Here is a 9,876-nt window from a genome sequence, read left to right on the forward strand (position 1 = left end):
ATAGTCGGCAAACACGCAGATGCGTTGGCGCGCTGCCACCGCCGTCAGAAACCGCCGCGTTGCGCGGTCCATATCCCGGAGCGTCAACGGATCGGGCAGCAGGTCGCGCAGGGACGGGGCCAGAAAGCCGCTGACATCCGGCGCAGCCACCCCGCGCCGAACCAGCGTGACGCAAAGCGCCTGTGGCAGCCTTGTCACCTGGGCCATCGCTTCGGCCAACCGCTGTTCCTCGACATTCGGTCCAACCCAGCGCCGCCCGGTTGCAGAGGCTTCAACGTCCAGAAACGCGCGTTCCGTCATCTTGCCGCTCCCGGTTGGGCGGTTGGCACGACACCGTCCCGGCCCCTGATTTCATCTTGGTCCAAATAGCTGAATCCCGCGTCCCGCCGCCGCCGCTCCCGGTCAAAATCCAGTCTGCATTGGCAGACCCGACCGCAAAGCGACAGTCATTTGACCGGGCTGCGATAGCTCATCCGCCGCACCGAGCCGGTTTTTGACCGCATCAACAGGGTCTCCGTTGTCACCCAACCCGGTTCCTGTTTGATCCCGGACAGGATCGAGCCGGAGGTGACGCCGGTTGCGGCAAAGATCACATCCGCCGTGACCATTTCATCGCGGCGATAGACCCGGTTCAGATCGGTGATCCCGGCCTTGGCTGCGCGGCCCCGCTCGTCGTCATTGCGAAACAGCAAACGGCCATAAATCTGCCCGCCCATGCATTTCAACGCTGACGCCGCCAAAACGCCTTCCGGCGCGCCACCAGACCCCATATACATGTCAATCCCGGTAATATCAGCTTCGGCGCAATGGATGACACCGGCAACATCGCCATCGGTGATCAGGCGGATTGCCGCACCGGTGCCGCGCAATTCCTCGATCATCGCTTCATGGCGCGGGCGTTCCAGCACGCAAACTGTGATATCGGCATCGCCGCACCCTTTGGCTTTTGCCAAGGCCCGGACCCGTTCTGCCGGCGACATATCCAGCGTCACGGTATCAACAGCATAGCCCGGCCCGATTGCCAGCTTTTCCATATAGACATCCGGCGCATGCAGCAGTGTGCCGCGCGGTGCCATCGCAATCACGGTCAAGGCGTTGGGCATATCCTTTGCCGTCAAGGTCGTGCCTTCCAGCGGGTCCAGCGCGATATCGACTGCGGGGCCGTTGCCGGTGCCGACCTCCTCCCCGATGAAAAGCATGGGCGCCTCATCCCGCTCCCCTTCGCCAATCACCACCACACCGGCGATATCCAAAAGGTTCAACTGATCCCGCATCGCGTTCACCGCCGCCTGATCTGCGGCCTTTTCATCGCCGCGCCCGATCAGCTTGGCCGAGGCAAGTGCCGCCGCCTCCGAAACGCGGGCAAGGCCCAGCGACAACAGACGATCCTGAAATTCCTTTGCGTTGGCCATGCGATACCCTTTGCTGAATGCGAAACTGCTGTCTTTTCTCGTAGCGCGTTCCGGGGGGGCAGGACAAGCAGTCAAACCACATCTGCAACCGGAAAGCACAGAGGCGGCCCACTCCGGCGGCGCTCACGCTGGGGCAACCGGTTCCTGCGCCCCGCGTCGGTGCCGGATCTTTCTATAAGGGTTAACCGGAGAGAACTCGCTGTCTCACACCTCTTCGATGCGCAAGGCCACAGGTTCGCCGACCAGAACACCGGTCGCACCAAACCGCGCCAAGGCGTCATTTACATCATCCCGCGTCGCCTTGTGGGTGACGATCAGCACCGGCGCGTAGGCATCGGCATGGCCGTATTGCCGCATCCGGTCGATGGAAATGCCAGCCTCGCCCAGTGCGGTGGCGATCTTGGCCAATGCTCCGGGCTTGTCCACCAAGGTCATCCGCAGATACCAAGGTGCCGCCGAGGCGACGGCGGCAGCCACCGGTGCTGCAAGGGTGGTCGCCGGTACGCCAAACGTCGGCACCCGGAATCCGCGCGCAAGATCAACCACATCGCCCATCACTGCACTTGCCGTCGGCCCCATCCCGGCGCCCGGCCCACGCAGCACGATCTGGCCGACGCTGTCGCCGTCCAGCACCACCATATTTGTGCCGCCCTGCAACTGGCCAAGCGGGCTCTGGGCGGGCACCAGACAGGGTGTCATCCGTTGCTCCAACCCGCGCCCGGTCATCCGTGCGACGCCCAACAGCTTGATCCGGTAATCCATATCCGCCGCGTGGCGAATATCGTCGATCAGGATTTTGCCGATTCCCTCCAACTCCACCGCGCCAAAGGAAACCTGGGTGCCAAAGGCGATGGAGGCGAGCAGCGCCAGTTTGTGTCCTGCATCAATGCCGCCAACGTCAAGGTTCGGGTCGGCCTCCAGATAGCCAAGCTGGCGCGCTTCCTCGAACACATGGTCGTAGGGCAGTCCGGCATCCTGCATCCGGGTCAGGATATAATTGCAAGTGCCGTTCATCACACCCATCACACGGGTTATGCTGTTGGCCGCCAACCCTTCCGTCAGCGCCTTGATCACCGGAATGCCACCTGCCACCGCTGCTTCAAACCGGATCACGCGGCCCTTGGCCTCTGCCGCCAAAGCCAGTTCCTGCCCATGATGCGCCAGCAACGCCTTGTTTGCGGTCACGACATCCTTTCCGGCTGCAATCGCGGCCTCGGTCGCATCCTTCGCCGCGCCCTCGTGGCCGCCCATCACTTCTATGAAGACATCGACATCCTCGCGCCGCGCCAGAGCGACGGGATCGGTTTCCCAGGCAAATCCCGACAGGTCGGCATCGCGGTTCTTGCTCCGGTCCCGCGCGCTCACCGCCGAAATCACCACCTCACGCCCGGAACGCGCGGCAATAAGGGCGGCGTGCTTTTGCACGATCTGCACCACACCAATGCCCACCGTCCCAAGACCGGCCAGACCTAAACGCAAAGGGGCTGCCATCGAAATCTCCATCCGTTCAGGGGCATATTTCGCAACCTGTTAGCCTGTTGCGCAAGGGCTTGCAACGCGGCAAGGCGGCAAAAACCTCTAGTTCATCAATGACGGATGCGCCGCGACCGCTGCTTTCAGCCGCGCCCTTGTGGCAGGGCTGTGGACCGGGCCGCGCATCGCGGCGGCTCGCGCACGCAACCCAACGGCGCGCGCGGCCAGACCATCGCGCGCGGCGGCGGTCGCCCGGCCCGGCCCGGCCTGCGCCAGCAACCCGTCAATCGGCACCAGATGCGGTGCGGGGCCGGTTGCGCTCCCGCCCCGCGTAGCGCCAAGATCAGGGAAACGACTGCATGACCCCAGACAAAAGCAAAGCGCGCACAGGAAAAAGGCTCGGATCATCAAGGGCGGTCCCTTTGCAACGGGTTCCGGGCCATCCTAGCTTTGCGCCCGACCCTCGGCAAGCCATGCGCATCGCCCCCCATTCATCTTGGCACAAATACCTGAGCGACATCTGCCATACAGCAGAGACGCTTGAACTGAACGCTCATTCAGATAAACAGGTTGCATGGCACGCAAGATCGGCTCGCATTCGGAAATCACCGGCCCGCGCATCCGCGAAGCGGCGCTGCGGCTGTTTGCCCGTCATGGCTTTGCGGCGGTGTCGATGCGCCAGATCGCTGCCGAAGTCGGGGTGCAGGCAGGGACGCTTTATCTTTATACCGCCGACAAGCAGGCGCTGCTGTTCGATCTGATGCAGGACCACCTGACCGAGTTGCTGACCGCAACTTCGCAGATCGAGACGGGCGGCACGCCAACGGCGCGGCTCATCGCCTTCGCCCGGTTTCATATCGGATATCACCTTGACCGGCCCGATGCCGTGTTCATTGCCTATATGGAGTTGCGCAATCTTTCGCCGGAAAATTTTGCGACCATCGAACACCTGCGCCGCCGCTATGAAGACCGGCTGCAAGCCATCCTGCAAGCGGGCAGTGACTGTGGGGAGTTCGCGCTGCCGGACGCCAGAATGGCAGGTTTTGCACTGATTGCGATGCTGACTGGTGTTACCGGTTGGTATCGCGAAGGCGGCAGGCTCAGCCGGGTCGAGGTACAAACGCTTTACGCAGAAATGGCATTGCGCGCGGTTGGCCGGCGGGCCCCAGACTGAGCCTGCGACGGCCGGCTCTCGCTTTACGGCTTTGCCGGTCTATCTTCTTACGGGTTGGCGCGGCGGCGGGAATATATGACCGGGTCCCTGCCATACTTCGGATCAGTTCAAAGGAAACTCCGCCATGTCAGTCATCGCATTCCTGATATTCTTCGCCGCCACCTCGATCATCTTTCTGGGTGCTGATGCACTGATGCTGGGATTTGTTATCGGGCCGATGTTTCGCGCCGCCTTGCAAGACAGCCTGCTTCAGGGTTTGCGCCCCGCCGCCGCGATAGGATTCTACCTGCTCTATATGGCGGGCATCACCTATTTCGCCGGATTGCCTGCGCTACGGGCGGGTTCCGCCAATATCGCATTGCTCAACGGGCTGATTCTCGGCCTCGTCGCTTATGGCACCTATGAGTTGACTTCGTGGAGCGTGATGCGGGATTGGCATGTCGGCATGGTGGCGACCGATATGCTCTGGGGGGCGGCCCTGACCGGCGTAGCGGCCTATTGTGGCGCGCGGATCTCGTTGGCTTTCGCCGTGTGATGTTGAATGGCATTGGCCCATGTGGCAAAACAGGCAAGCGGGACATCATGACACAAAGGATGCAGCAATGATCGTTTACGGAATTTCCACCTGCGATACATGCAAGAAAGCGATGAAAGCATTGCAAGCCGCAGGCCACGCACCGCAGTTTCGCGATATTCGCAGTGATCCGCTGTCAGAAGCAGAAATCACCGAATTTGTGACCGAATTCGGCGGCACACTCATCAACCAGAAATCAACCACATGGCGCGGAGCGTCTGATTGGCTGAAAGCGTCAGAGCCGGACGAGCAGTTGAAACAGCAACCGACGCTGATGAAACGCCCACTCATTCGTAGCGAGGACGGCTTGACACTCGGCTGGGACGAGTCGGTCCAGGCGCGATATCTGTAGAAAGCCCAACGGCCCGCGCTTGTCGCGGCGGGCCGCCGCAAATCTGTTGACGGATCAGAGCAAACGCAGGTCGCCCGCGGATTCCTTGCCGTCACGGCCTGACTGCATTTCATAGCCAATTTTCTGGTTGTCGCTCAATCCGGTCAGACCGGCGCGCTCTACTGCTGAAATATGGACAAAGATGTCCTTGCCACCATTGTCAGGCGCGATGAACCCATAGCCTTTGGTGCTGTTAAACCACTTTACGGTGCCGGTCGGCATGCCGCTTCTCCTTCATCAATCCACCCCCCGGCGACATGCCAAGGGAACGCGTGCCCAAATTTCCCAGTCGAACTCCCGGCCTTCGGTCGTGCCTATCGGTCGTGCCTGCGCAGCAAATCCAGCATCACATGGAAAATCATGCCGAATCGCGGGAAAAAATCAAGAACCTTGTGGGTGATGGTCATTGGTGGCGGCAAAGCCGTGCTCATGCTTGCGCGTATTCGGGTCGTGTGATGGTCGTCACCGCGTTGCCTGCGATCAAAAGTGAGAGTGTTGCGCCAAGGTCAAAGTCACTTCCCGCGCTATCCATCGCGGTCCCAACGGTTTCGTCCCGCAGCAAGGCCGCGATGAAATCGGCAGCGCCCTGACCCAATTCGTGGGGTTCAGGGTCAAACTCCGCACGCAGGATAAGCGTATCTTCCGCGCGCATGACCGGCTTGGGCGCGGTTTCCTTGGTGTTTGCGGCCCAGATCGACGATATCGGCCATTGTGATCGGATCATGCGCAGTGTTGGGGCGAGTTGCAGTCGCGCGGAGATGAAGTCCTCTGGCGATAACGCCGCCAGATCAGTCGCGGCAACGGCGATGCTGTCAGCGGAGTGGTAGGATTCGCGCAATGCCTGCTCCAGCCGAGCGACATCGGGCAGATAGGGCAGGTGGGCCAACGGTTCGAAACCCGCAAGAAAAGCGGGCATTTGTGCACCATAAAGCATCATCACGCGGGTTTCAGGCGGGTGGCTGCGCAAGAACACCTTGGCGAGGGCGGCAAAATACTCCGCCCCCAACAGCTTTTGCAAAACCGGAAAACCCTTTTCCAGCACCTCGGTCAAGCTGCCGACGACATTGTTGCGATAGACGGAGAAACGCCGCCCGGCCGGGCGCCCCGCTCCGTCGATCAACCCGTCCGGGACGGGTAGATCGGGGTCCAGCAGGGCCATGACAAACCCGGACTGGCTCATCACACCGGTGCCAGAATGCGCGCTGCGCGCGCGGCTTCCTGTCCCAGAACCGGCCATTCGGGAACATCGCTGTCCCATTCGATCAGGGTTGGCAGCGGGCCGTTCCGGGCAATCACGCCGCGGTAAAGCTGCCACACCGGGTCAACCACCGCCGCGTCATGGCTGTCGATCAGCAAGTGCGCGCCATAGTCATCGGCATCGACCGAATGGCCGCCGAGATGAATTTCGCCTACCGATTCCACCGGAAAATCCGCCAGATACCCGACAGGATCAAATTGCAGGTTGGTGGCGGAAACAAAGACATTGTTCACATCCAACAGCAAACCGCAGCCGGTGCGCGACACCAGTTCGCGCAAAAAATCGGTTTCCGACATCTCTGCCCCGGCGAAAGCAAGGTATGCGGAGGGGTTTTCCAACAGCATCCGCCGCCCCAGAACTTCCTGCACCCGGTCGATGTGATCGGCCACACGCACCACTGTCGCCTGCGTGTAAGGCAGTGGAAGTAGGTCGTTCAGAAAGGTTTCGTCATGGCTGGACCATGCCAGATGTTCTGAAAAGCTGGCAGGTTGCAGCCAGTCGCAAAGCCGCGCGACACGCGCAAGATGCGCTTCATCCAACGTGCCTTCGCCGCCGATGGACAGTCCGACTCCATGGACGGAAATCGGGAAGCGTTCCGCCAGATGGCGCAGTTGCGCCAAGGGTCTGCCGCCATCGCCAAGGTAGTTTTCGGCGTGAATCTCCAGCCAGGCGACGGGGCCGGGGTCTTGCAGGATTTCAGCAAAATGCTGCGGTTTGTAGCCAACGCCGGGACGCGCCGGCAAGGTGTGTTTCGCGTGGTCAAACATCATCCGCCCCGTTCAGAAATCGCCCCCTCCGGCAAGATGCCGCAGGGGGCAACCCGTTCATCCCGCCGGGTCGCGGTCCAGCGGCTCCAGGCTGCCCATGCGGCCTTCAGGCAATTCCATCTTGAGGCAGGTGCCGGTCGGAACCTCCTTGTAGGCATTGCCCTGATAGTCGACCTTGGACGAACCGGAGCAGGTTGTGCCTTCGCCCGCTTTGCAGTCATTCTGGCCTGCCAGCGCAACGCCGTAGCATTTCTCCTTCGCGTCCTGCGCCGACGCCGGAACGGCATGCACCGCCATCACCGCCGCCAACGCGCCTGCAACGGCCAGTGTCTTGTTGTTCATCAGCATTCAATTTCCCCCTGTAAGAGCCCGGCACGAATCCTCCGGTAATCTGATCGCGGTATTGCGACAATTCAACGCTATCCATGCTTGGCCACACAAGCCAATGACAGCCCCGTGACCAACGCTGGTGTGACATATTGTAACATGCGCCGTCGCCAATCCACAGCAATAAACGGCGGAGAAAGCGCCGCCCTAGGCGACGCTTTCAGCCTTGTTGGCAAGGGTTTGCCTATTTCAGATCGGGCGGGGTCGCCTCATCCGCAAGGATCGGCACGATGGACGCCAAGGTTTGCATTTCGGTTTTTGTTTCACCCAAACGCCGGACCGAAACGGTTTTATCCTCCACCTCGCGCATGCCGACGGCGAGGATCACCGGCACTTTGCCGACCGAATGTTCGCGTACCTTGTAGTTGATTTTTTCATTGCGCAGATCAACCTCGGCCCGCACGCCTGCGGCGTTCAGTGCCGCTGCAACGTCCTTTGCATAGTCATCGGCGTCCGAGACGATCGCCGCCACAACAACCTGACGCGGGGCGAGCCAGAACGGCAGCTTTCCGGCGTGACTCTCGATGAGAATCCCGATGAACCGCTCAAACGAGCCAAGGCAGGCGCGATGCAGCATGATGGGTCGATGCTTGGCCCCATCTTGCCCGATATAATTGGCGTCCAGCCGTTCGGGCAGGTTCGGATCGACCTGAAACGTGCCGCATTGCCAGTCGCGGCCAATCGCATCGGTCAGTACAAATTCCAGCTTGGGGCCATAGAACGCGCCTTCGCCCGCGAAAATCTCAAACTCATGGCCAGCCGCCTTGACCGCACTTGCCAGCGCGCTTTCCGCATAGTCCCAGCTACTTTCCGTCCCAATCCGCTTTTCGGGGCGGGTGGAAAGTTTGATCCGCCATTTGTCAAAGCCGAGATCGGCATAGATCGCGGCCAGAAAGTCGATGAATTTCTTTGCTTCATCCTCGATCTGATCTTCGGTGCAGAAAATATGGGCGTCGTCCTGCGTAAAGCCGCGCACCCGCATGATGCCATGCAACGCGCCCGAAGGCTCATAGCGGTTGCACGAGCCAAATTCCGCCATGCGCAGCGGCAAATCACGATAGGATTTCAGCCCGACATTGAAAATCTGCACATGGCAGGGGCAGTTCATCGGTTTCAGCGCGTTGATGGTTTTTTCGCGGGCGTGTTCTTCGTCAACTTCGACGATGAACATATGTTCCTGATAGTTTTCCCAATGGCCCGAAGCCTCCCACAGCTTGCGGCTGACCACTTGCGGCGTATTTACCTCCACATAGCCATCGGCGCGCTGACGGCGGCGCATGTAATCTTGCAACTGGGTGTAGATGGTCCAGCCGTTCGGATGCCAGAAAATCTGGCCCGGCGCTTCTTCCTGCATGTGAAACAGGTTCATTTCGCGGCCGAGTTTGCGGTGATCGCGTTTGGCGGCTTCTTCCATCATCGTCAGATGGGCGCGCAGGTCTTCGCGATTTTTGAACGCCACGCCATAAATACGCTGCAACATCGGGCGGTTGCTGTCGCCACGCCAATAGGCCCCGGCAACCGAGGTCAGCTTGAACGCATCAGCCGGGAGTTGTCCGGTGTGTTGCAAATGCGGGCCACGGCACAGATCTTGCCAAAGCCCGTGCCAATACATCCGCAAGGGTTCATCGCCGGGGATGCTTTCAATCAGCTCCACCTTATAAGGTTCGCCGCGATCCTGATAATAGGCGATGGCGCGCGGGCGATCCCAGACCTCGGTGCGCACCGGGTCACGGGCATTGATGATCTGCTTCATCTTGGCTTCAATCGCGCCCAAATCTTCGGGTGTGAAGGGTTCGGCGCGGTCAAAATCGTAATACCAGCCGTCCTTGATCACCGGGCCGATGGTCACTTTCACATCCGGCCAGAGTTCCTGCACCGCGCGGGCCATCACATGCGCAAGGTCGTGTCGGATCAGTTCCAGCGCGGGGGCATCATCGGCAAGCGTATTGAGCGCAATACTGGCATCCTCATTGATCGGCCATTGCATATCGAAATGCTGGCCGTTCACCTGCGCTGAAATGGATTTCTTGGCAAGGCTGACCGCGATGGAGGCGGCGACATCAGCAGGGGTGACACCCGCGTCATATTGCCGGATATTGCCATCGGGAAAAGAGAGGGAAATCTGGGCCATAGAAGGCTCCTCGTCGGTTTGGCGCCCACGATGCGCCCGGTTGCGGGTTATTTGCGGGATTAAATGAGCCGGGGCGCGTGGAATGTCAACCGCTTGCGGATGTTCGGCGATAATTCGGATTTTTCGGGGAACAATCGGGGCTTGCTTGGCGCGGGCAAACCCATGGGCTATAGCTTGACGCAAGCAACAGGGGCAAGCATGACCGATCCGTCTTTTCTGACCACGCCGCAGGGACGCAACATCGCCTATCACCAAAGCGCAGGGCAGGGGCCGGGCGTGGTGTTTCTGGGTGGGTTCAAGTCGGACATG

11 protein-coding genes and 2 pseudogenes are annotated in these 9,876 nt (G+C 60.5%); 4 read left to right on the top strand and 9 right to left on the bottom strand.

The annotated features are described in order from the left end of the window. The 4 genes and pseudogenes from L0H65_RS08245 to L0H65_RS08260 all read right to left on the bottom strand — a co-directional run. Positions 1 to 300: pseudogene (locus L0H65_RS08245) on the bottom strand (single-stranded-DNA-specific exonuclease RecJ); the annotation flags it as partial. Between the two features lie 146 nt (positions 301 to 446). Further along, a complete protein-coding gene (gene glpX / locus L0H65_RS08250) occupies positions 447 to 1,412 on the bottom strand; it encodes a class II fructose-bisphosphatase (RefSeq protein WP_301458401.1) in 966 nt (321 codons plus the stop codon). Positions 1,413 to 1,616: 204 nt separating this feature from the next. Then, a complete protein-coding gene (locus L0H65_RS08255) occupies positions 1,617 to 2,903 on the bottom strand; it encodes a homoserine dehydrogenase (protein ID WP_301458402.1) in 1,287 nt (428 codons plus the stop codon). A gap of 87 nt (positions 2,904 to 2,990) precedes the next feature. Continuing rightward, positions 2,991 to 3,293, bottom strand: coding sequence for a hypothetical protein (locus tag L0H65_RS08260; RefSeq protein ID WP_301458403.1), 303 nt, complete (start codon positions 3,291 to 3,293; stop codon positions 2,991 to 2,993). A gap of 166 nt (positions 3,294 to 3,459) precedes the next feature. On the opposite strand from L0H65_RS08260, the gene L0H65_RS08265 reads away from it, so the two are divergent. From L0H65_RS08265 to L0H65_RS08275, 3 genes are all read left to right on the top strand, one after another. After that, complete coding sequence (locus L0H65_RS08265; protein WP_301458404.1) at positions 3,460 to 4,059, top strand: TetR/AcrR family transcriptional regulator; 600 nt, start codon at positions 3,460 to 3,462, stop codon at positions 4,057 to 4,059. 124 nt (positions 4,060 to 4,183) lie between these two features. Beyond that, the gene (locus L0H65_RS08270) at positions 4,184 to 4,594 is read left to right on the top strand and encodes a DUF2177 family protein (RefSeq protein ID WP_301458405.1); all 411 of its coding nucleotides are present in this window, start codon (positions 4,184 to 4,186) and stop codon (positions 4,592 to 4,594) included. A 67-nt stretch (positions 4,595 to 4,661) separates the two neighbouring features. Next, positions 4,662 to 4,985 (top strand): arsenate reductase family protein, encoded by a 324-nt coding sequence (locus L0H65_RS08275; protein ID WP_301458406.1) that lies wholly within the window; start codon positions 4,662 to 4,664, stop codon positions 4,983 to 4,985. A 54-nt stretch (positions 4,986 to 5,039) separates the two neighbouring features. Here the strand turns inward: L0H65_RS08275 and L0H65_RS08280 are convergent, their stop codons facing one another. From L0H65_RS08280 to thrS, 5 genes are all read right to left on the bottom strand, one after another. Next, positions 5,040 to 5,246, bottom strand: a complete 207-nt coding sequence (locus L0H65_RS08280) for a cold-shock protein (protein ID WP_050523402.1) — start codon at positions 5,244 to 5,246, stop codon at positions 5,040 to 5,042. A gap of 205 nt (positions 5,247 to 5,451) precedes the next feature. Further along, complete coding sequence (locus L0H65_RS08285; RefSeq protein WP_301458407.1) at positions 5,452 to 6,204, bottom strand: DNA-binding domain-containing protein; 753 nt, start codon at positions 6,202 to 6,204, stop codon at positions 5,452 to 5,454. Continuing rightward, on the bottom strand, positions 6,204 to 7,049 hold the full coding sequence (locus tag L0H65_RS08290; protein ID WP_301458408.1) for a DUF692 domain-containing protein: 846 nt from the start codon (positions 7,047 to 7,049) through the stop codon (positions 6,204 to 6,206). The genes L0H65_RS08285 and L0H65_RS08290 overlap by 1 nt, the downstream gene beginning before the upstream one ends. Positions 7,050 to 7,106: 57 nt before the next feature. After that, positions 7,107 to 7,391, bottom strand: a complete 285-nt coding sequence (locus L0H65_RS08295; RefSeq protein ID WP_301458410.1) for a DUF2282 domain-containing protein — start codon at positions 7,389 to 7,391, stop codon at positions 7,107 to 7,109. Between the two features lie 229 nt (positions 7,392 to 7,620). Then, positions 7,621 to 9,567: a threonine--tRNA ligase gene (gene thrS, locus L0H65_RS08300; protein WP_301458409.1), complete on the bottom strand. Its 1,947-nt coding sequence runs from the start codon at positions 9,565 to 9,567 to the stop codon at positions 7,621 to 7,623. A gap of 198 nt (positions 9,568 to 9,765) precedes the next feature. Here thrS and L0H65_RS08305 point away from each other — a divergent pair. Beyond that, positions 9,766 to 9,876, top strand: a pseudogene (locus L0H65_RS08305) (alpha/beta hydrolase); the annotation flags it as partial.

Source organism: Pseudorhodobacter sp., from assembly GCF_030452865.1.
Taxonomy (GTDB): domain Bacteria; phylum Pseudomonadota; class Alphaproteobacteria; order Rhodobacterales; family Rhodobacteraceae; genus Pseudorhodobacter.